18 protein-coding genes are annotated in these 20,436 nt (G+C 71.7%); 10 read left to right on the forward strand and 8 right to left on the reverse strand.

The window, feature by feature from the left end; translation table 11 throughout:
* Positions 1-57 precede the first annotated feature (57 nt).
* Together RWH45_RS12340 and RWH45_RS12345 are read left to right on the forward strand one after the other, a co-directional pair.
* Positions 58-1,740: a sensor histidine kinase gene (locus RWH45_RS12340; protein ID WP_315995277.1), complete on the forward strand. Its 1,683-nt coding sequence runs from the start codon at positions 58-60 to the stop codon at positions 1,738-1,740.
* Entirely contained in the window at positions 1,737-2,420 is a 684-nt protein-coding gene (locus tag RWH45_RS12345) for a response regulator (protein WP_315995178.1), read from the forward strand. The genes RWH45_RS12340 and RWH45_RS12345 overlap by 4 nt, the downstream gene beginning before the upstream one ends.
* Before the next feature lie 127 nt (positions 2,421-2,547).
* Here RWH45_RS12345 and ald read toward each other — a convergent pair whose 3' ends face one another.
* Positions 2,548-3,633, reverse strand: a complete 1,086-nt coding sequence (gene ald / locus RWH45_RS12350) for an alanine dehydrogenase (protein ID WP_315995179.1) — start codon at positions 3,631-3,633, stop codon at positions 2,548-2,550.
* Between the two features lie 155 nt (positions 3,634-3,788).
* Between ald and RWH45_RS12355 the strand changes: the two genes are divergently transcribed.
* Together RWH45_RS12355 and RWH45_RS12360 are read left to right on the forward strand one after the other, a co-directional pair.
* Positions 3,789-4,262, forward strand: a complete 474-nt coding sequence (locus RWH45_RS12355; protein ID WP_315995180.1) for an Lrp/AsnC family transcriptional regulator — start codon at positions 3,789-3,791, stop codon at positions 4,260-4,262.
* Between the two features lie 68 nt (positions 4,263-4,330).
* Complete coding sequence (locus RWH45_RS12360; protein WP_315995181.1) at positions 4,331-5,257, forward strand: hypothetical protein; 927 nt, start codon at positions 4,331-4,333, stop codon at positions 5,255-5,257.
* A gap of 4 nt (positions 5,258-5,261) precedes the next feature.
* Here the strand turns inward: RWH45_RS12360 and mmuM are convergent, their stop codons facing one another.
* The 3 genes from mmuM to RWH45_RS12375 all read right to left on the reverse strand — a co-directional run bounded on the left by mmuM (position 5,262) and on the right by RWH45_RS12375 (position 7,772).
* Positions 5,262-6,119 carry a homocysteine S-methyltransferase gene (gene mmuM, locus RWH45_RS12365; protein WP_315995182.1) on the reverse strand — a complete coding sequence of 286 codons (858 nt, stop codon included), beginning with the start codon at positions 6,117-6,119 and terminating at the stop codon, positions 5,262-5,264.
* On the reverse strand, positions 6,116-6,622 hold the full coding sequence (locus RWH45_RS12370; protein WP_315995183.1) for a MarR family winged helix-turn-helix transcriptional regulator: 507 nt from the start codon (positions 6,620-6,622) through the stop codon (positions 6,116-6,118). Before RWH45_RS12370 ends, mmuM begins: the two co-directional genes overlap by 4 nt.
* A gap of 151 nt (positions 6,623-6,773) precedes the next feature.
* On the reverse strand, positions 6,774-7,772 hold the full coding sequence (locus RWH45_RS12375) for a LacI family DNA-binding transcriptional regulator (protein ID WP_315995184.1): 999 nt from the start codon (positions 7,770-7,772) through the stop codon (positions 6,774-6,776).
* Positions 7,773-7,947: 175 nt separating this feature from the next.
* Between RWH45_RS12375 and RWH45_RS12380 the strand changes: the two genes are divergently transcribed.
* Genes RWH45_RS12380 through RWH45_RS12395 form a run of 4 tightly spaced genes read left to right on the forward strand, consistent with a single transcriptional unit; the run spans position 7,948 to position 13,457 of the window.
* Positions 7,948-9,234, forward strand: coding sequence for an extracellular solute-binding protein (locus tag RWH45_RS12380; RefSeq protein ID WP_315995185.1), 1,287 nt, complete (start codon positions 7,948-7,950; stop codon positions 9,232-9,234).
* Between the two features lie 11 nt (positions 9,235-9,245).
* On the forward strand, positions 9,246-10,259 hold the full coding sequence (locus tag RWH45_RS12385; protein ID WP_315995186.1) for a carbohydrate ABC transporter permease: 1,014 nt from the start codon (positions 9,246-9,248) through the stop codon (positions 10,257-10,259).
* Positions 10,256-11,131: a carbohydrate ABC transporter permease gene (locus tag RWH45_RS12390; protein WP_315995187.1), complete on the forward strand. Its 876-nt coding sequence runs from the start codon at positions 10,256-10,258 to the stop codon at positions 11,129-11,131. The genes RWH45_RS12385 and RWH45_RS12390 overlap by 4 nt, the downstream gene beginning before the upstream one ends.
* A 7-nt stretch (positions 11,132-11,138) precedes the next feature.
* Positions 11,139-13,457, forward strand: a complete 2,319-nt coding sequence (locus RWH45_RS12395; RefSeq protein ID WP_315995188.1) for a beta-xylosidase/alpha-l-arabinosidase — start codon at positions 11,139-11,141, stop codon at positions 13,455-13,457.
* Positions 13,458-13,543: 86 nt separating this feature from the next.
* Here the strand turns inward: RWH45_RS12395 and RWH45_RS12400 are convergent, their stop codons facing one another.
* On the reverse strand, positions 13,544-14,326 hold the full coding sequence (locus RWH45_RS12400) for an alpha/beta fold hydrolase (protein WP_315995189.1): 783 nt from the start codon (positions 14,324-14,326) through the stop codon (positions 13,544-13,546).
* 234 nt (positions 14,327-14,560) lie between these two features.
* On the opposite strand from RWH45_RS12400, the gene RWH45_RS12405 reads away from it, so the two are divergent.
* Positions 14,561-16,111 (forward strand): deoxyguanosinetriphosphate triphosphohydrolase family protein, encoded by a 1,551-nt coding sequence (locus RWH45_RS12405; RefSeq protein ID WP_315995190.1) that lies wholly within the window; start codon positions 14,561-14,563, stop codon positions 16,109-16,111.
* Positions 16,112-16,160: 49 nt separating this feature from the next.
* Here RWH45_RS12405 and RWH45_RS12410 read toward each other — a convergent pair whose 3' ends face one another.
* Together RWH45_RS12410 and RWH45_RS12415 are read right to left on the reverse strand one after the other, a co-directional pair.
* On the reverse strand, positions 16,161-16,655 hold the full coding sequence (locus RWH45_RS12410; protein ID WP_315995191.1) for a hypothetical protein: 495 nt from the start codon (positions 16,653-16,655) through the stop codon (positions 16,161-16,163).
* Positions 16,656-16,914: 259 nt separating this feature from the next.
* Positions 16,915-17,982 carry an SDR family oxidoreductase gene (locus RWH45_RS12415; protein ID WP_315995192.1) on the reverse strand — a complete coding sequence of 356 codons (1,068 nt, stop codon included), beginning with the start codon at positions 17,980-17,982 and terminating at the stop codon, positions 16,915-16,917.
* A gap of 104 nt (positions 17,983-18,086) precedes the next feature.
* Between RWH45_RS12415 and RWH45_RS12420 the strand changes: the two genes are divergently transcribed.
* Entirely contained in the window at positions 18,087-18,596 is a 510-nt protein-coding gene (locus RWH45_RS12420; RefSeq protein ID WP_315995193.1) for a hypothetical protein, read from the forward strand.
* A 321-nt stretch (positions 18,597-18,917) separates the two neighbouring features.
* On the opposite strand, the gene araA is transcribed toward RWH45_RS12420, so the two are convergent.
* Positions 18,918-20,429, reverse strand: coding sequence for an L-arabinose isomerase (araA, locus tag RWH45_RS12425; protein WP_315995194.1), 1,512 nt, complete (start codon positions 20,427-20,429; stop codon positions 18,918-18,920).
* Positions 20,430-20,436: the final 7 nt, after the last annotated feature.

The raw sequence follows: 20,436 nt of genomic DNA on the forward strand, positions 1-20,436 counted from the left end.
GCGCCTATCCCTTTCCTAACGTCTTCGTTGTCCGGCGGGATCGCCGGAGTGGATGACATGACTGTGGGCGAGGGCGAACCGATCGGCGATTTGTGGTCGTATTGTTCACGGCAGGCGCGACGAAGGGCGGTGGACATGCGACTGAGCGTGGGTGGGCGACTGGCCCTGGTGTCGCTCGGCGTCGTCGTCCTCGTCGCCGGCGTCCTCGCCGCGCTGCTGTCGGTGCAGCTCAGCGACTCCGGTCAGCGCGAGGCCGAGAAGGTCACGCGCTCGGTCGCCGAGACGATCGCGCACGAGCCCGACGTGGCATCCCTCGCCGCCGCCGGCGACTCCGAGCGTCTGCAGCCGATGGTCGAGCAGATCCTCGCCGAGACCGACGTGTCGTTCGTCACGATCATGACGCCCGACGGCATCCGCCTCACGCACCGCAACCGTGCGGAGATCGGCCTGCCGTACATCGGCTCGCGCGACGAGGCCCTCGCCGGTCGGACGTTCACGGAGGTGTACGAGGGCACGCTCGGCCCGTCGGTGCGCACCATCGCGCCGATCCGCGACAACGGCGACGAGGAGGGCGCGATCGTCGCCCTCGTCTCGGTGGGGGTCACCCTCGGCGCCGTTCAGCAGGACATCGCCGCCCGCGCTCCGCTCATCGTGCTGGCATCCGCCGCCATCGTCGGACTCGGCGTGCTGGGGGCGCTGTACGTGCGCCGCAGCGCGCGCCGCGTGACGGGGTCGTACACGCCGGGGGAACTGTCGCGCCTGGTCGAGAGCTACGAGACCGTGCTGCACTCGCTGCGCGAGGGCCTCGTCGTCACCGACCGCTCCGGGCGCATCGTGCTCTACAACGACGAGGCCGCCGACCTGCTGGGTCTTCCCCCGGCGACGGCCGGGCAGGTCTCTCTCGACCCGCGGGATGCCGAGATGGATGCCGCTCTGGCCGAGGCCATCGCGACGGGACGCCGCATGGTCGAGGAGACCGTCGTGAACGGCGACCGCGTGCTGCTGGTCAACCAGGAGGAGGCGCGCGACCTCACCGGCCGCCGCGCTCCCGCCCGCGGACAGGTCATGACGCTGCGCGATCGGTCCGAGCTGCAGGCGCTCCTCGGGGAGCTCGAGGGCGTGCGCACCCTCAGCGACACCCTGCGGTCGCAGACGCACGAGCACGGCAACCGCCTGCACGCACTGCTCGCGCTGCTCGAACTGGGCCGCGTCGATGATGCGCGGCGCCTGATCGTGGCATCCACCGGGGAACGCCAGGAGCTGGCGGATCGTCTCGTGTCGCACGACGAGGGGGCGATCGTGGCGGCGCTGCTGCTGGGCAAGCTCGACGAGGCGGCCGAGCGCGGCGTGCGGCTCGACCTCGACGTCGCCGAGCCCACCCCCTCGCTGCCGCTCGCCCCGGAGGAGGCCGTCACGGTCGTCGGCAATCTCGTCGACAACGCCCTCGATGCCGCCGCCGCCGGGGCTGAACCCCGCTGGGTGCGCGCCACGCTGCGCGAGAACGGCGACGACGTCGTGATCGAGGTGTCCGATGGAGGCGCGGGGTTCGACCCGACGCTGGAGGATCCGTTCGCGTTCGGCTCCTCGACGAAGACCGCCCACGCGCCCGGTGGTCGGGGCGTCGGCCTCGCCCTGGTGCGCGACATCGTGGCCGCCCGGGGCGGGACGCTGCAGGTGAGGGCGGACCCCACGACGGTCCGCGTCTTCCTCCCGGCGGTCGCCGAGGCGGTGACCGCGTGATCCGCGTGCTCGTCGTGGACGACGACGCCCTCGCGCTCGAGCTGCACAGCGCCTACGTCGCGCGCGTGCCCGGCTTCGAGGTGGTCGGGCAGGCCGCCGGCGCCCGCGCGGCGCTCACGGCGCTGAGCGAGCCGGACCGCCGCATCGACCTCGTGCTGCTGGACATGACGATGCCCGACGGCGCCGGCCTCGACGTCGCGCGGCGGGCACGCGCGATGGGCTCGCGCGCCGACATCATCGCCGTCACCGCGGTGCGCGATGCGGAGACCGTGCGCGCGGCCGTGTCGATCGGCGTCGTTCAGTACCTCATCAAGCCCTTCACCTTCGGCGCCTTCCGGGAGCGGCTCGAGGGGTATCGCGCCTACGTCGAGGGACTCGACCGTGCGGCGGGCGACGCCACGCAGTCCGAGGTCGACGCCCTGCTCGGCTCACTGCGCACGGTCACCTCCCCCGCCCTGCCGAAGGGCCTCAGCGACGCCACGCTGCAGGCCGTCGCCGAGCGCGTGCGCACCACGGCGGGCGCCGTCTCCTCGACCGAGGTCGGCGAGAGCGAGGGCATGTCGCGGGTCACCGCGCGGCGCTACCTCGAGCACCTCGCCGACGTCGGCCGCGTCCGTCGCGAGCCGCGCTACGGCGGCCAGGGTCGTCCCGAGATCACGTACGCGTGGGTGCGCGGCTGAGCTGCCGGGCGTCCGCCATCTCCGTGCGCGCATAAGGCCGGGTGCCGGGTGTCCGAAACACCCGGACGGTTTCGAGATCCGTCCGGGTGTCGTGGACACTCGATCAGGGTCGGAGGCGCCGCGAGGCTCAGAGGTCGAAGGCGGCGCGGACGCCCTCGTTCACCACGACGCCCGCGCGCACGTTCAGGCCCTTGGCGAGGGCGGGATCGGCGGATGCCGCGGCCTCCCAGCCGGCGTCGGCGATGCGCGTGACATAGGGCAGGGTGGCGTTGGACAACGCGCGCGTGGAGGTGTGCGGGACGGCGCCGGGCATGTTGGCGACGCAGTAGTACAGCGCGTCGTGCACGCGGAACGTGGGCTCGTCGTGGGTGGTGGGGCGCGACCCCTCGAAGCAACCGCCCTGGTCGATCGCGATGTCGACCAGCACCGAACCGGGCTTCATCGCCGCCACCATGTCGTCGGTCACGAGCTTGGGCGCGGCCGCTCCCGGGATGAGCACCGAGCCGATCACGAGGTCGGCGTCGGCGAGCTGCTCCGCGATCTCGAGGCGCGTCGATGAGCGGGTCTCGATCGCTCCGCCGAAGCGCTCCTCGAGCTGACGGAGCTTCGGCAGGGAGATGTCGACGACCGTGACGCGCGCGCCGAGACCGAGGGCGTTGGCGGCGGCGTGCTCGCCCGCGACGCCACCGCCGATGACGACGACCTTCGCGCGCGGGGTGCCGGGGACGCCGCCGGGAAGGAGCCCCCGCCCGCCCGAGGCGCGAAGGAGGTGGTGCGCGCCCTCGATGATCGACAGACGACCCGCGACCTCGCTCATCGGCGCGAGCAGCGGCAGGGCGCGGTCGGCGGTCTGCACGGTCTCGTAGGCCACGGCCGTGGTGCCCGCCGCCATCAGGGCGTCGGTGAGGGGGCGGTCGGCCGCGAGGTGCAGGTAGGTGAAGAGGGTGAGATCGGGACGGAGGAAGCCGTACTCGGGAGCGATGGGCTCCTTCACCTTGACCAGCAGTTCGGCGCGCGCCCACGTCTCGTCGGCCGTCGCGACGATCTCCGCCCCGGCTACGGTGTACTGCTCGTCGGAGAACCCGCTGCCCTCCCCCGCTCCGGCCTGCACGAGCACCTCGTGTCCGCGGTGCACGAGGGCGTCGACCCCCGCCGGCGTCATCGCGACGCGGTTCTCGTTGTTCTTGATCTCGGTCGGCACGGCGACGCGCATGGGTTCCTCCTCGAGCGGATGAGCGTTGCCGGAAGAATCGCAGAAAGATGTATTTCCGTGGTGTTTCCCCGCAGATCATTCGGTGCAGTTCGCCTGAACACGCGTATCATCGGCGCGGACGGGCTCACCGGGAGTCCTCACGCGAAGGATCTGCGATGGCCGACGACGATCTCCACCCGCTCGACGCCCGCATCATCGAGCTGCTCTCCGCCGACGCCCGGATGACGAACGCCGCCCTCGCCGAGACGCTGGGGGTCGCGGCATCCACCGCCCACGCGCGACTGCGCGCCTTGGTCGATCGCGGCCTCATCACCGGCTTCCACGCGGCCGTCGACCAGAGCAGGCTCGGACGCGGGCTCCAGGCGATCGTCGGGGTGACGCTGCGACCCGGCCAACGACAGGAGAGCATCCGGGCGTTCGCGCACGAGGTCCGCCGCCACCCCGACGTCATCCAGCTGTTCTTCCTGGGCGGCGCCGACGACTTCCTCGTGCACATCGCCGTGGACGATTCCTCGGCGGTGCGTCGCTTCGTCGTCGATCACCTGTCGGCGCGGCACAGCGTGGCATCCACCCGCACGAGCATCATCTTCGAGTACCACCGCAACGCCCTCGCCGCGGACTTCGACTGAGCCGCGGGCTCCCGCGTCAAGCCCGGGCACCGCACGTCGGGGCGGGCACCGGAGCGAGCATGATGGCCGTGGAGGCCTCCATGGTGCTGTCGATCGGACTCGCGGTGATGTGCGTCGCGCTGGGTGCGAGCATGATCGGCGTGATCCTGCCGCAGCTCGGCAGCCGCGTGCCCGTGCACTTCTTCCTCCGGGTCACCTCGATGGCGGGCGTGCTGGCCGTGGGCTCGACGGCGATGTACGTGCTGGCGTTCCAGGGCGGCGGCCCCGTCGCCCTGACGATGGCCTCCACCGCGATGGTCCTCGCCCCCGCGATGCTCTGCATCGCCGTGAGCCCGCCCCGGTCGCGGCGCGTGCGGGCGCTCGTAGCGTTCGCGGTCGTCCTCGCGCTCACCGTGGGGATCACCACGACCGCGCTCGAGGCGTCGGCGGCGCTCACGGTGCGCATCCTCGCGGTCGCCGCGGCGTGCGGGCTGTGCGCCGTGCTCAGCGCGCGGGCGCGCACCATCCCCCGGCGCTCGGCGATCGTGCTGGCGGCGACGACGGGAGGCTTCGCCGCGTACTCGCTGCTGCGGGTGGCCGTGTCGCTCAGCCCTCTCGCGGGCACTCCTCTGGACCGCATGCTGTTCTCCGTCGAGGCCACGGGGGTCGCCGCGACGGCGTCGGTGCTGCTGACCGGCCTCGCGGTGGTCCTCGTGCGCCGCTCTCCCACCCTCGGCGGGCCGGATCGCTCCTCCGCCTGGACGCGAGTGGCGTTCGACGACTGGTCGCGGGCCCGCACCGACCTCGGCATCGACGGGCTGCTGGCCCTGCTCACCGAGCTCCGCATGGCCGCGCGCGAGGTCGACCCGTCGGCGGTCGACGTGTACCGCGGCGTCGAAGTACGGCGACCGTCGGCGCTCCCGGCCGTGCGCTCGCGCCTGCGCGACGGTTACGGCTGGCGCGCCGCGCAGCTCTCGCTGCTGACGGAGAGCGCCGACGCACCCCGCGGATCGTGAGCTGTCAGCCGCGGACCGCCGCGGCGATCGCGGCGATGTCGGCCGGCGTCGAGCGGCAGCACCCGCCGACCAGGCGAGCACCGGCGGCGACCCACGACGGCGCGTCATCGGCGAGCGGGGCCGTCCCACCGTGCCACGTGCGGGTGGCGGCATCCCAGGTCTCCCCCGTGTTGGGGTAGACGACGAGCGGGATGTCGGGCGCCCCGGCGAGCGCGCCGGGCACGCTGTCGGGAGCGCAGCAGTTGACGCCGACCGCGACGACGGAGCGGACGGATGCCGCGGTCCGCAGCGCCGATGTGAGCGACCCGGTTGCCGAGAACCCGGTGCTGTCGGCCGAGAGACTGACGAACGCGGGGACGTCGAGGTCGGCGAGTTCGAGGGCCAGGGCCTCCACCTCGAGGGGAGACGGGATCGTCTCCACGGCCAGCACATCGGCGCCGGCGTCGGAGAGCACGTGCAGACGGCGGCGGTGCGCGCGGCGCAGCTCGGCCAGCGTCAGACCGTACGCGCCCGTGTACTCGCTGCCGTCGGCGCGGAGCGCGCCCACCGGCCCGACGGATGCCGCGACCACGGCCTCGCCCGCGTCTCTGGCGAGCGACACCGAACGGCGCAGGAGCGCCTCGACGTCGTCATCCGGGATCTCGCCGGCGAAACCGAGCTGGTACGACGCGGTGATGACGACCTCGGCGCCCGCGTCGATGAAAGCCGCGTGCGCCGCGCGCACCTCGGCGGGGTCGTCGCGCAGCACCCGCGCCGACCACAGCGCCGACGTCACGTCGTTGCCCCGCGCCTCGAGGAGGGTGCCGAGACCCCCGTCGAGGACGACGGGGCGGCGGGCGAGGGTGTCGACGAGGTCGATCACGCCTCGTGCGTCTCGCCGGCGGCGAGCACGCGCAGCGCGCTCGCGAGCAGGGCCTGATCGGCGCGACTGACGTCGCGCAGCGCCTCGGCCTCGAGGCGCACGAGCTCGGTCATCGCGGCATCCACCCGTTCGATCCCCTCGGGGGTGATCGCCACGAGGATCGCCCGCCCGTCGGACGGGTTCGGGCGGCGGTGCACGAGACCGCGGTCGGCGAGCTTGTCGAGGCGGTTGGTCATGGCCGCGCTGCCGATCATGGTGGCGGTGATCAGGCGCGTGGCGCTCAGTTCGGTGCCGGCGCGGCGGAGCACCGCGAGCACATCGAACTCCCACACGGCGATCCCGGCGCTCGCGAACGCCTTCGCGCGCAGCTTCGACAGGTGGAAGGCGGCGCGGCGCAGCCGCGACATCACGTCGAGGGGCGTCAGGTCGACCTCGGGAAGCAACTGCGACCACGCGTCGATGAGGAGGTCGACCTCGTCGTCCTTGCTGCTCGCGGTAGGCATTCTTCGACGGTACCGGAGCCGCGGGGTGGTGCGGCGCGCGGGGCGCGGTGTGGCGCCGGGCGTCTCCCCGTCGAGTGTCCCGGACTCGCCGCGCCATCGCGCGGGATGCGGCGTGTCGTGGACACTCGACGAGGGGTGCGGGGAGCGCGGCTCAGCGGGTGCGCGGGGGCGCGGTCGTTCCGCGCGCGACGAGCCGCGTGGGCAGCTCGATGTGCGTCTCGGGCAGGTCATCGCCGGCGAGCAGCGCCAGGACCATGCGCACGGCCTCGGCGCCGAGCCGCTTCATCGGCTGACGCACGGTCGTGAGAGCAGGTTGGGCGCGCGCCGCCTCGGGAACGTCGTCGAAACCGACCACCGACAGGTCGTCGGGCACGTGCAGGCCGCGCTCGGCCGCGACCTCGACGATGGACAGCGCCGACAGGTCGTTCGCGGCGAACACCGCCGTGGGCGGGTCGGCGAGCGCCAGCATCTCGTGGGCGGCTTCGCGCGCGACGTCCTGCTCGTAACGACCGACCCCCACCAGCGCGGGGTCGAACGGGATGCCGGCGGCCGCGAGGCCGGCACGATAGCCCGACGCGCGTGCCACCGCCGAGCGCAGGTCGGGACGCCCCGCGATGAAACCGATGCGGCGGTGCCCGAGTTGCACGAGGTAGTGGACGGCCTGCTGCGCGCCGGTGTAGCTGTCGGATTCGACGGTGGGGACGTCTCCGCGGCCGGTGTGCGGGTCGATCGCGACGATCGGCACCTCGCTCGAGACGTTGACCACCGTCGGGGTGACGATGATCGCGGCGTCGATCAGCGTTCCGCTCAACCGGCTGAGCGAACGGCGCTCCCACCCCTCGCCGTCGCGACGGGCACCCGTGTACGCGAGCAGGTCGTACCCCGTGTCGGACAGCGCTCCCCCGACGCCCTTGAGGATCTCGGCGGAGAACGGCTCGATGTCGGCGACGAGCACGCCGATCACGCCCGTCCGGCGCGATCGCATGCTGCTCGCCACGAGGCTCGACTCGTACCCGAGGACTTTCACGGCCTCGAGCACGCGCCCGACGGTCTCGGGCGAGACGCCGTAGCGGCCGTTCACGGCCTTCGACACCGTGGCCACCGACACCCCGGCCGCCGCGGCGACGTCGTGGATGGTCGCTCGCCTCATGGCATCCGACCCTAGCGTGGAAATCATTTTCGAAAACGTTTGACGACCCTCCGGCGACGGGTGACACTGCTGACACCTCAGCGGGCCGCAGACCCCGGGGTGGTGAACGAACGGCACAGCAGCCGGAACCGACGCGTCTTCGGACGCACCTCGACGAAGAGAAACGGGACATCACATGAACACGCGCAAGATCATCGCCGGAGCGGCCCTCGCCGTCGCCGGCACCCTCGCCCTCGGCGGCTGCGCCGCCGGCGGGTCCGGCGGACAGAACGCCGACGGCAGCGTCACCCTGACGATGTGGCACAACTCCACCACCGGTGACGGCAAGAAGTACTGGGAAGACACCGCGGCCGCGTTCGAAGCCGCCAACCCCGGCGTCACGATCGAGATCCAGGCCCTGCAGAACGAAGAGGTCGACGGCAAGCTGCAGACCGCGCTGAACGCCGGCGACGCCCCCGACATCTTCATGGCCCGCGGTGGCGGCAAGCTCGCCGACATCGTCGCCGCCGGGCAGGCGATGGACCTCACCGACAAGATCACTCCCGAGGCGAAGGCCGCGCTGGGCACCTCCCTCGGCGCGTTCGAGGTGGACGGCAAGAACTACGGCATGCCCGTGGCCGTGCTCCCCTCCGGCATCTTCACCTCGCAGGATCTGCTCAGCGCCGCCGGCGTGACCGCGGCGCCCGCCACGATCGACGAGCTCGAGGCGGCGAACACCAAGATCCGCGCCACCGGCGTCGCCCCCATCGCGGTCGGCGCCAAAGACGCCTGGCCGGCCGCCCACTGGTACTACAACTTCGCCCTGCGCGCGTGCGCGAAGGACGTGCTCGACGCCGCTGCGCAGAGCCGCAGCTTCGACGACCCGTGCTGGATCGAGGCCGGCGAGAACCTGCAGTCGTTCCTCGCCACGCAGCCCTTCAACGACGGCTTCCTCACCACCGCCGCCCAGCAGGGTGCGGGTTCGTCGGCGGGCCTGCTCGCCAATCACCAGGCCGCGATGGAGCTCATGGGGGCCTGGAACCCCGGAGTGATCGCCTCGCTCACGCCCGACGAGCAGCCGCTCGCCGACCTGGGCTGGTTCCCCTTCCCCGAGGTCCCCGGCGGTGACGGGGAGGAAGGCGCCATCATGGGCGGCGTCGACGGGTACGCGTGCTGGGTCAACGCCCCCGCGCAGTGCACCGACTTCCTGAACTTCGCCGTCGACAAGGAGAACCAGGAGCGCTACGCCGACGCCTTCCAGACGATCCCCGCCTCGAGCGAGGCGACGGATGCCGTCACCACCCCCGCCCTGCAGTCCGCGCTGCAGGCGTACACCGACGCGCCCTACGTCTCGGTCTGGCTCGACACGCTGTACGGCCAGAACGTCGGCAACGCGCTCAACGTCGCCGTGGTCGACATGTTCGCCGGCAAGGGCTCGCCGCAGGGCATCGTCGACGCGGTCAACGCGGCCGCCTCGCGCTGAGGACACCGATCATGGCCACTCAGCTCGCCGCCTCGGCGGCCGACACCGGGTCTCGCCGCCCGGTCGAGGAGGGCGCCCGTCGCGCCCCCTCGGCCGGGCGGCCGCCCGTGCGCCGGCGCCGCGAAGCCTGGCGTATCCGCGGCGAACTCGCGATCCTCCTCGGCCCCGCCCTCGTGGTGTTCGTGTCGTTCGTCATCCTCCCCGTCGCCCTGGCCGCCTACTACGGCTTCTACAAGTGGTCGGGCTTCGGCGCTCCCACCGACTTCGTCGGCATCCGGAACTACGTCACGATCCTCACCGACCCCGCCTTCCACGAGGCGCTCGGGCACAACGCCCTCATCGTGGTCGGCTCCCTCGTGCTGCAGGGCCCGCTCGCACTCGGACTCGCCCTTCTGCTGAACCGCAAGATGCGCGCGCAGTCGCTCATCCGCGTGCTGATCTTCGTGCCCTACGTCATCTCGGAAGTCGTCGTCGGCCTCGGCTGGGGACTCATGCTGCAGTCGGGCGGCGCCCTGAACGGTGCGCTCGAGAAGGTCGGACTGGGCGCGCTCCGCGCCGACTGGATCTCCGACCCGGCGCTGGCGATCTGGACGCTGCTGATCATCATCACGTGGAAGTACATCGGCTTCGCCGTGATCCTCTTCCTCGCCGGCCTCCAGGGCATCCCCGAGGAGCTCAGCGAGGCCGCCGCGATCGACGGCGCGACCTACTGGCAGATCCAGCGGCACATCGTGCTGCCGCTCATGGGCCCGACCATCCGCATCTGGGCCTTCCTGTCGATCATCGGCTCGCTGCAGCTGTTCGACCTCGTCTGGATCATCTGGGGCCAGTACGTCGCCTCGACCGCGGGCACCTCGACCATGGCCACCTACATGGTCGCGAACGGCCGCAATGCCGGCAGCTTCGGCTACGGCAGCGCCGTGGCCGTGGTGATGTTCCTCATCTCGCTGGCCGTCGCCCTCGTCTACCAGCGGTTCGTGCTGCGGCGCGACACCGCCGGCGCCCTCACCGGAGGTTCGAAATGACCGCCACCGCCACGCTCGTCACTCCGAAGGCTCCGCGTCGGGTCGCCGCGGGCTCGAAGCGCTCCACGAACATCGTCGTGGCCTTCGTCGCCCTGCTGCTCATCGGCATGATGCTCGCGCCGGTCGTGTACATCATCCTCGGCGGCTTCCGCTCGAACGCCGAGATCACCGTCGATCCGGCCGGATTCCCGACCGCCTGGAACGGACAGAACTACCTCGACGTGCTCGCCAGCGGCGTCTTCTGGGGACAGGTGGGCAACTCCGCGATCACCGCGATCGCCACCACGCTCTTCGTCGTCGCCCTGGGTCTCATGGCCGCCTACGCCCTCGCGCGCTATCGCTTCCGCGGTCGGGGCATCGTGTTCGCGCTGTTCACCGCGGGGCTGATGTTCCCGATGACCGTCGCGATCACGCCGCTGTACATCCTCGTGCGCAACCTGGGTCTGATGAACTCCCTCGCGGGCGTCATCGTGCCGCAGATCGCCTTCGCGCTGCCTCTGACGATCATCATCCTGTCGCCGTTCCTCGCCGCCATCCCTCACGAGCTGCAGGAGGCGGCCTCGATCGACGGCCTGGGCCGGCTCGGGTTCTTCTGGCGCATGGTGCTCCCCCTCGCCGTCCCCGCGGTGGTGACCGTCGGCATCCTGGCCTTCGTCAACAGTTGGAACTCGTACATGCTGCCGCTGTTCATCCTCAACAACGAAGCCGCGTACACGCTGCCGCTCGGAACGCAGGCGTTCGCGTCGCAGTACTCCGTCGACACCGCCCGCGTGCTCGCGTTCACCTCGCTGTCGATGATCCCCGCTCTGCTGTTCTTCAGCGTGTTCGAGCGGCGCATCGTCGGCGGCCTCACCGGCGCCGTGAAGGGCTGACCCGATCATGACCATCCACACGACCGACGTCGGCGCTGCCCTCGAATCCGGGGTGTCCGCGCGCGTGCGGGACCTCGTCGCCGACATGACCCTCGATGAGAAGCTCGCGCAACTCGTCGGCTACTGGGTCGACCAGGGCGACGAGGTCGTCGCCCCCCTCTCCGGTGAGAAGGTCACCACCACGGCCTACACGGATGCCACCGTGCACGGCCTCGGGCACCTGACACGCGTCTACGGCACGCGCCCGGTCGATCCGATCGAGCGGGCGGCGTGGCTGTGGGGCGAGCAGCGGCGCCTGCAGACCGAGACGCGGTTGGGCATCCCCGCCCTCGTGCACGAGGAGTGCCTCACCGGATTCGCGGCGTGGAAGGCCGCGACCTTCCCGACCCCGCTCGCCTGGGGCGCCTCGTTCGATCCGGATGCCGTGGAGCTCATGGCATCCGCCATCGGCCGCTCGATGCGCGAGCTCGGCGTGCACCAGGGCCTCGCCCCCGTGCTCGACGTCGTTCGCGACGCCCGGTGGGGACGCGTCGACGAGTGCATCGCGGAAGACCCCTACGTGGTCGGCACGATCGGCACGGCCTTCGTCCGCGGGCTCCAGGACGCCGGCGTGCACGCGACGCTCAAGCACTTCGTCGGGTACTCCGCCTCGCGCGCCGGGCGCAACCACGCCCCCGTCTCGGTCGGACAGCGCGAGCTGCAGGACGTGTTCCTCCCGCCGTTCGAGATGGCCGTGCGCGACGGAGGGGTGCGCAGCGTCATGAACTCGTACACCGAGATCGACGGTGTCCCCGTGGCCTCGTCGCGCGAGCTGCTCACCGACCTCCTCCGCCGCCGGTGGGGCTTCGACGGCACGGTCGTGTCGGACTACTTCGCCGTGGAGTTCCTGCGCTCGATGCACGGCATCGCCGCCGATCGCGCTGAGGCGGCCCAGCTCGCGCTCGAGGCCGGGATCGACGTGGAGCTGCCGGGGCCCGACGCCTATCCGTACCTCGCCGAGCGGGTGGCATCCGGAGCCCTCCCCGAGGCGGTCGTCGATCGCGCCGTCGCCCGCGTGCTCGCCGAGAAGGAGGACCTCGGGCTTCTGGATGCCGACTTCTCCGCGCCCCCGCAGCGCATCGACCTCGACGACGCCGAGCACCGTGCGCTCGCCCGCCGCCTCGCGGAGGAGTCGGTCGTGCTGCTGCGCAACGACGGGGTGCTGCCGCTGCGCGCACCGGGTCGGGTGGCGCTGATCGGTCCGAACGCCGACAGCACCGACGCGCTGATGGGCTGCTACTCCTTCGCGAACCACGTGCTCGCGCACCACCCGGGGGTGCCGCTCGGATTCTCCCTGCCGACGGTGCGCGACGCCCTCACCGAGCGCTTCGGCGAGGTCGCGTACGCTCCCGGCTGTGCCGTCGAGGGCTCCGACACCGCCGGCTTCGCCGCGGCCGTCGCCGCCGCCCGGGATGCCGACGTCGCGATCGTCGTCGTGGGCGACCGCGCGGGCCTGTTCGGACGCGGGACCGTCGGCGAGGGCAACGACGCCGACTCCCTCGAGCTGCCCGGCGTGCAGCGGCAGCTCGTCGAGGCGGTCGTGGCCACCGGCACCCCCGTGGTGCTCGTGCTGCTCACCGGCCGACCGTACGCGCTCGACTGGGCGCTCGATGGGGCCGGGGCTCCGGCGGCGGTGCTGCAGGCGTTCTTCCCCGGCGAAGAGGGCGCTCCCGCGCTGGCCGCACTCCTGACGGGGGATGCCACCCCCTCGGGCCGTCTGCCCGTCTCGCTCCCCCGCTCCGCCGGGTCGCAGCCGTACTCCTACCTGCACCCGCTGCTCGGCGGGCCGTCGGGGGTGACCAGCACGGATCCCACGCCCGTGCGGCCGTTCGGGTTCGGGTTGTCGTACACGTCGTTCCGCCGCGAGGGTCTCGCGGTCGACGGGGCGAGGGCATCCGCGACCGCCGAGGTGCGCGCGGGCGACACCTTCTGCGTCGCCGCGCGAGTGACGAACACCGGGGCGGTGCGCGGTGCCGACGTGGTCCAGGTCTACGCCCACCGGTCGGCGGCGAGCGTCACGCGGCCTCTCGCCCAACTCGTCGCCTACGCGCGGGTCGAGCTCGAACCGGGCGAGAGCGCCGAGGTGCGCTTCACCGTGCCCGCGTCGCGTCTGGCCTACAGCGATCGTGCGCTGCGGCGGGTGGTCGAGGCGGGCGAGGTCGAGCTGCGGCTGGGGTCGTCGTGTGCGGACGTCGATGAGGCCGTGGCGCTGCGTATCACCGGGCCGACGTACGAGCTGGGCGCCGATGACGCACGGTTCGTCGAGGTCGAGGTGCAGCGGGGGTGAGGCGCGGTCGCGGCGCGAGGCGGATGGCCCCGTCTCGCGCCGCGAGGGAAAGCCGGCTGCCCGAGACGGTCGCGTGATCCGCTGGGTCAGCTGGTGCGGTCGAGGATGAGTCGTGTCGCTTCGCGAGGAGCATCCCACTGGGGGAAATGGCCGCACCGTTCGAACCAATGGAGCGAGGCGTCCGGGAACAGTCGCGCGGCGCGATCAGCCTGTTTCGGCACCGTCACCAGATCGCGCCGGCCCCACCCGATCGTGACCCGGCCGGGTGCCGTCCCCGCGGGGGCGCCCTGTTGCAGGGGACCCTTGGTGAGGGCGTCCATCGCGGCTCCGACCGACGGGGAATCGGCCAGTCCGCGCACGTCCGGCAGCACGGTTTCGCGCGAGAGGGCCCAGGGTCGCGCCGACAACTGCGCCAGCAGCAGAGTCCTCCCCACGGGGGTACCGAGCAAGGCCGGCAGAGCGCCGCGCAATGCGCGGACCAGCACGATCGACGGCCGCAGCGTGGCGGCGAAGACCGCACGCTCGCGGGGACTCCAGAAGCCGCCGGGGTCCAGAGCCACGGTGTCCCCGCCGACTCCTCTCCGCGCGAGCTCGAGCACGATTCGTCCACCCATCGACTGGCCGACGGTGGAGACTCCGTTCAGTCCGTGCTCGCGGATGAAGTCCGCGACGGAATCGGTCAGCGTGGCGATGGAGACGTCACCGGACAGTGGCGGCGTCTCACCGAACCCCGGCAGGTCGACGGCGATGACCTCGCGGTGCCGGGCCAGGTCGTCGAGGATCGGAGCCCAGGATCGCCAGCCCGCGCCCAGGCCGTGCACCAGCAGCAGAGGACTGCCCGTCCCGCGTCGGATATGGTTCAGCGTCACACGTGCAACGCTAACCCGGGCAGCTTCCCCGTGGCGGGCGGCCCAGACGATTGCGTCGGTCAGCAGGGAGGCGTATAACCCGGGACTGCGTGACTCCATCCTCGGTCGTGCCGCGTCGGGCCGGATCGCCTCGATCGTCGCGCCCGCGCCGAACCCGTGCCGTCAACGGGAACGAAGGAGCAGACACCGCGCGTTAGCGTGGACACACGTCGTCGACGCCCCGAGAGGACCACCGTGCTCCCCGACCAGATCACTCCCCCGGCAGTCACCGCGCGCCTGGGGCACGGGACCGCCGATCAGGATGCCGTCGTCGGCAACGCGGCATCCCGGGTGTTCGCCGACCACGACGACGCCCGCGCCGACCCCTGGTCCATCGACCTCGAGCGCATCCAGTTCTCGCCGTATTTCTCGCGCCTGTCGGCGGTGACCCAGGTGGTGTCGCCGTCGATCTCGGGCGCCCCGGTGCACAACCGCCTCACCCACACCCTCAAGGTGAGCGCCATCGCGCGCGTCGTCGCTCTGCAGCTCAACACGATCTCGCGCCGGGCCGGCGAGGGCGACGTCTGCAACGCCACCGTCGTCGAGGCGGCGGCCTACGCGCACGACCTCGGTCACCCGCCCTTCGGCCACCTCGGGGAGTCGACCCTCAACCGCCTCGCGCGCGAGGAGCTCGACCTCCCCGACGGGTTCGAGGGCAACGCGCAGACCTATCGCATCCTCGTCTCGCTCGACGTGGTCGAGAACGCCCCGCGCGGACTCAACCTCACCGCCGCCGTGCGCGCGGCCTCGGCGAAGTACCCCTGGGCACCGTCGGTCGCGGCCGACGACGTCGAGCGCATCGGTCCTCCCCGCGGTATCCGTCGCTCCCCCGACGGCGCGTATCGCGTGCACAAGTACTCCGCGTACGACCTCGACCTCGCCGATCTCGACGAGGCCCGACAGGGAGTGGATGCCGAGCCCCTCCGGCAGAGCATCGAGGGGGCCGTGATGGACCTCGCCGACGACATCGCCTACTCGGTGCACGACGTCGACGACTTCTATCGCGCCGGCATCCTGGATCATGCCCCGATCGCGGCGGAGTTCCGCGGCTGGCTCGACGACGTGCTGGAGTGGCGCGCCCGTGACGACGACGAGGTGCGCGCCGAGCTCGCGCCGGGCGCGGGCCTGGAGCGCCTGCGTCGCAAGATGCGCCGCGACGACCCGTGGATCGCCGACGACGAGGCCTTCCTCGCCGCCGTCAGCGACGTGGATGCCGAGATGGTCACCGACCTGCTCGCCCGCCCGTTCGACGGCTCCCTGACGGCGGAGCGGCGGCTCGCCGCCTTCACCGACCGCTGGATCCGCCGGTTCCAGGAGTCGGCGCGCCTGCGCCCCCTCGACACGCCCCGCGCGGGACCCGTCGTGCTGTCGCCGTGGGCCTGGCATCACGTCGAGGTGTTGAAGTTCGTGCACAAGCGCTTCGTGCTCAGCCGCCCCGATCTGGCGATCCAGCAGCGCGGAATGAGTCGCATCCTCGCCCGCTCCGTGCGCGCCCTCGGCGAGTGGCTCGACGACGACCTCGACCGCGCGCGCACGCCGCGGCGCCTGCGCGAGCTCATCGCCCTGGCACGCGAGCAGTACTCCGCCCTGCCCGCGGAGCACCGGCCGGCGGATGCCGAGCGCCTCGCCCGATCGCGTGGGATCGTCGACTACGTGGCATCCCTCACCGATGCACAGGCCTTCGCGCTGTCGGAGGCCATCTCGGGGCGCGCCGACCGGCTGTGGGCGCTGGGGCAGCGCCTGTGACGGGGAGGGTGATCTTCCGGGGTCCGAGGCCTGTCGCGGACGACAGGGCTCAGCGGCCTGAGCTCTCCGACATCGCGGCCCACTGACGGGGCGTCTTCGCCTGCAACCAGGTGGTGAACGCGGAGAAGCCCCGGTACACGCTCATCACCTCGAAGAGCGTGCGCCCGCGCGCGTCCCTCCCCCGCAGCCGTCCCGACGTGAGCGCCGCGAGCTCGGCGATGTCGGACGCCGGCACGACCCGTGCGCGGCGTCGCCCCGAACGGACGACGAGGTGGTCGTCGAACACGAGGACGCGCGCTCTGCCCAACGACAGGGCGAAGAAGAAGATGATCGCGCCGAGACCGCCCAGTGTGGTCAGCCACACGGTGACGCCGATGTACGCCAGACGATCCTGCTCGATGATCTCCGACGCGGCGAGCACCACGGCCCCGACCATGAACAGGATGCCGATCCACCGGGCGACCAGGTGCTGCGACGGATACCTCTGCACGACGAAGAGCGGTTCCGCCGAGGAGCGGTCCACGGCATCCTCAGGTTGCGACATTGTTCTCCGATGCACGGGCCGGGTGGCGCGGTTACGGGCCGTGAACAGACCCCGGACCATCGAATCATGCGCGCAGCCCCGACAGAGCGCGGCGGGCGAGCGTGGTGCCTCCCCGCGGTGGGGGGGCGGGTCCTGTCACGCCGCCGTCATCGCCGGCTTCGCTGTGTGCGAGGGCATCGAGGCGCGGTGGGCGACGTGTGCGCGACGTCGGCTGGAACGGTGTCGAGGACGCCGCCCCGGCCGACGACCGCGACGAGGCTCAGGGGATGAGGCGTGCCGCGCGGTAGCGCTCGAACAGCCGGCTGAAGGAGTCGCGCGTGCGGTGGTGCTCGGTGAAGCCGGCGAGGCGGCTCTTCGACATATCGGTCATCACCTCGATGTCGCGTCCGAGGTCGGCGTCGGTGTGCCACCACGAGGCCACCCGGGTGATGTCGGGCTCGACGAGACCGTGCTGCGCGACGATCTCGGCCCAGACGGGCGCGGCCTCCGCCATCTGCTGCTCGAAGGGTCGCGGCTCGGTGTCGAAGCCCTCGGCCGCCACGCCCAGGTCGGCCGCGATCCGCGGCCACATCCACCGCCACCGGAAGACGTCGCCATTGGCGGTGTTGAACGCCTCGTCGGCACCCTCGGGGTGGGTCGATGCCCACACCATCTGGGCGGCGAGCAGGTCGGCATCCGTCACGTCCGTCAGACCGTTCCACTGCGTCTCACTCCCCGGGAAGACCAGGGGCCTGTCGAGGTGCCGGCTGATGGCGGCCGCCACGGCGATCGTGAGGCCCATGTTCATCGCGTTGCCGACCGCGTGGCCGAGCACGGTGTGGGAGCGGTGCACCGACCAGGTGAAGCCCTGCCGCTCCGCCGCGGCGAACAGCTCGTCCTCCTGCGCGTAGTAGAAGTTGTCGACGTCGAGTCGGGGCTCGTCCTCGTGGAAGGGGGTGTCGGGCATGGCGCCCTGGCCGTAGGCCTCGAAGGGACCGAGGTAGTGCTTGAGTCCCGTCATGAGCGCGACGTGGCGCACCGGGGCGTCGGCGAGAGCGGCGAGCAGGTCGCGGACCATTCCGCCGTTGACGGCGATGTTCTCCGCCTCGGTGTCCTGTCGCGACCACGCCGTGAAGAACACGTGGGTGAGGGGGACGCCGTCGAGGGCGGATGCCAACGAACCCGGCGACCGCAGGTCGGCAGACCGCCACGTGACCCCGGGCCGCTCCGCGCCGGGCCGCCGCGAGAGCGCCGTCACCTCCCAGCCGTCGCCGGAGAGACGGTCGAGCAGGGCGCCGCCGGCGATGCCGGTCGCGCCGACCACGAGAGCGTGTGAGGTGTGAGACAAGACGAGCCTTCCATCGGTTCGGGTGAACCGTCCGCAACGACCGGCGACGCGGCGGTATTCCGCCCCCGCGCGTCGTCTCATCGCCCCGCCGATACGGTGGGGCGATGAGACGACGCGCGATGGCCGCCTGCGCCACGACGGTTCTGCTCGGCATCCTCGTCGGGTGCGCGTCGGCCCCGCCGCCGCAGCGCGCGCTCGGATACGGCTACCCGGGCACGTGTCTCCCCGATCAGCTCAGGTGGCCGACCGATTTCCTGGAGTCCCTTCCGGGGGAGTCGACGGGCACCGTCGTGGGGCTGCGGCTCGAGTACCTCGATGAGAAGTGGGCCTGGCGCGTACGCAGCGTGACCGGGAACAACCCGGCCCGCGGCGAGGAGGCCCTGCTCGACGTGCAGACGCTCGAGAAGCGCGCGTCGCACGAGGTCGACCTCACCGATGCCGAGCAGAGAGCCGATGCCCCCTCCGCATGGGCCGCAGCGCAGCAATCGGGCGAGACGTACCCCAGCCCCCTCATCATCGACATGAAACGGATCGTCGACGATGGTGCTCCCGCGTGGCAGGTCACGACGTGCGACACCGAGACGAGCGCGCAGGCGAAAGTGATCGTCCGATGAGGAAGCCGGGGGCGTTCTCGATCTCGCGCCCACGAACCCCTCACAGACGGGGCACGCGCCATCACGAGTGGGACACGGGTCCCCGTCGACCGGATGCCACCGCCCGTCGACCGGATGCCACCGCCCGTCGCCCGCAGACCACGGCGGTGCCCGCGCTGAACGCAGAGATGCCCCGGAACCGCCGCAGCCCACCGCTGCGGAGATTCCGGGGCACGGTCCGCGCGCCGGTCGAGCCGGTGCGCGGCACGCGCCCCGAGAGAGCGAGGCGCGCGAGTGCCGCACCGCCCCCGGATCGGCGGAGGATCCGAGGACGGCGGGGTCTTACAGGCCCTGGGCCAGGCGGTAGTACGCCTGGTTCCAGCGCAGCTCGCTCTGGAAACCGCGGACCGTCGTGTCGTCGTCGATGACGACGAGCTCGGTCTTTGTGATCTCGGCGAAGTCGCGGAACACCTCGATGCCCACGGCCGTGGTCATGACGGTGTGGTGCGCGGCTCCCGCGGCGAGCCAGCATCCGGCCGAGGTGGCGAAGTCGGGCGCGGGCTTCCACACGGCGCGGCCGACGGGGAGCTTGGGCAGGTCGGGGGCGTCGACGTTCTCGACGACGTTGGCGACCAGGCGGAAGCGGTCGCGCATGTCGCTCATCGCGACGACGAGAGCGGGGCCCGCGTCGGCGGTGAAGACCAGGCGCACCGGGTCGTCCTTGCCGCCGATGCCGAGCTCGTGGATCTCGAGGCGCGGCTTCTTCGTGGTGAGCGAGGGCGAGACCTCGAGCATGTGCGCGCCGAGGATGCGCTCGGAGCCGGGGACGAGGTCGTAGGTGTAGTCCTCCATGAGCGAGGCGCCGCCGGGCAGGCCCGCGCCCATGACGTTCGCGACGCGCACGAGGATCGCCGTCTTCCAGTCGCCCTCGGCACCGAAGCCGTACCCCTCGGCCATGAGGCGCTGCACCGCGAGACCGGGCAGCTGCTTCAGGGCACCGAGGTCTTCGAACGACGTGGTGAAGGCGCCGAAGCCGCCCTCCTCGAGGAACGAGCGCAGGCCCAGTTCGATCGCCGCGCCGTCGCGCAGCGACTGGTGGCGCGCACCGCCGGGGAGCAGTTCGTCGACGACGTCGTAGCTGTCGACGTACTCCTGCACGAGCGCGTCGATGTCGGCATCCGACGCCTTCTCCACGGCGTCGACGAGCTCGTTGACGCCCCACGTGTTGACCTGCACGCCGAAGCGCAGTTCCGCCTCGGTCTTGTCGCCCTCGGTGACCGCGACGAAACGCATGTTGTCGCCGAAGCGCGCGAGCTTGAGGGTGCGGGCGGCGGTCCAACCGGCGGCGGCGCGCTCCCAGTCTTCGATCTGCTGGCGCACGGCCGGGTTCGACACGTGACCGACGACGGTCTTGCGCGACACACCGAGGCGCGTCTGGATGTACCCGAACTCGCGGTCGCCGTGCGCGGCCTGGTTGAGGTTCATGAAGTCGAAGTCGATGTCGTTCCACGGCAGCTCGACGTTGGCCTGCGTGTGCAGGTGCAGCAGCGGCTTCTGCAGGGCGTCGAGGCCGGAGATCCACATCTTGGCCGGGCTGAAGGTGTGCATCCACGCGATGACGCCGATGACGTCGTCGCGGCCGTTGATCTCCAGCGCCATGCGGCGGATGCTGTCGGAGTCCTTCAGTACGGGCTTCCAGACGACCTTCACCGGCAGGCCGTTCAGGCCCTCGACGACGGCCTGCGACTGCTCGGCGACCTGCTTCAGGGTCTCTTCGCCGTAGAGGTTCTGGCTGCCGGTGACGAACCAGACCTCGTAGCCGTCGAGGTCGTTCGTGAGCTTCGTGCGGGTCATGACTGTT

Source organism: Microbacterium galbum, from assembly GCF_032464915.1.
GTDB classification, from domain to species: Bacteria; Actinomycetota; Actinomycetes; order Actinomycetales; family Microbacteriaceae; genus Microbacterium; species Microbacterium galbum.

Bases quoted from the DNA above. Each gene is read 5' to 3' on its own strand.
- RWH45_RS12340 (WP_315995277.1), top strand. From the start codon at position 58: ATGACTGTGGGCGAGGGCGAACCGATCGGCGATTTGTGGTCGTATTGT.
- ald (WP_315995179.1), bottom strand. From the start codon at position 3,633: ATGCGCGTCGCCGTGCCGACCGAGATCAAGAACAACGAGAACCGCGTC.
- RWH45_RS12355 (WP_315995180.1), top strand. From the start codon at position 3,789: ATGGCCGACGACGATCTCCACCCGCTCGACGCCCGCATCATCGAGCTG.
- RWH45_RS12370 (WP_315995183.1), bottom strand. From the start codon at position 6,622: ATGCCTACCGCGAGCAGCAAGGACGACGAGGTCGACCTCCTCATCGAC.
- RWH45_RS12375 (WP_315995184.1), bottom strand. From the start codon at position 7,772: ATGAGGCGAGCGACCATCCACGACGTCGCCGCGGCGGCCGGGGTGTCG.
- RWH45_RS12380 (WP_315995185.1), top strand. From the start codon at position 7,948: ATGAACACGCGCAAGATCATCGCCGGAGCGGCCCTCGCCGTCGCCGGC.
- RWH45_RS12385 (WP_315995186.1), top strand. From the start codon at position 9,246: ATGGCCACTCAGCTCGCCGCCTCGGCGGCCGACACCGGGTCTCGCCGC.
- RWH45_RS12390 (WP_315995187.1), top strand. From the start codon at position 10,256: ATGACCGCCACCGCCACGCTCGTCACTCCGAAGGCTCCGCGTCGGGTC.
- RWH45_RS12395 (WP_315995188.1), top strand. From the start codon at position 11,139: ATGACCATCCACACGACCGACGTCGGCGCTGCCCTCGAATCCGGGGTG.
- RWH45_RS12410 (WP_315995191.1), bottom strand. From the start codon at position 16,655: ATGTCGCAACCTGAGGATGCCGTGGACCGCTCCTCGGCGGAACCGCTC.
- RWH45_RS12420 (WP_315995193.1), top strand. From the start codon at position 18,087: ATGAGACGACGCGCGATGGCCGCCTGCGCCACGACGGTTCTGCTCGGC.
- araA (WP_315995194.1), bottom strand. From the start codon at position 20,429: ATGACCCGCACGAAGCTCACGAACGACCTCGACGGCTACGAGGTCTGG.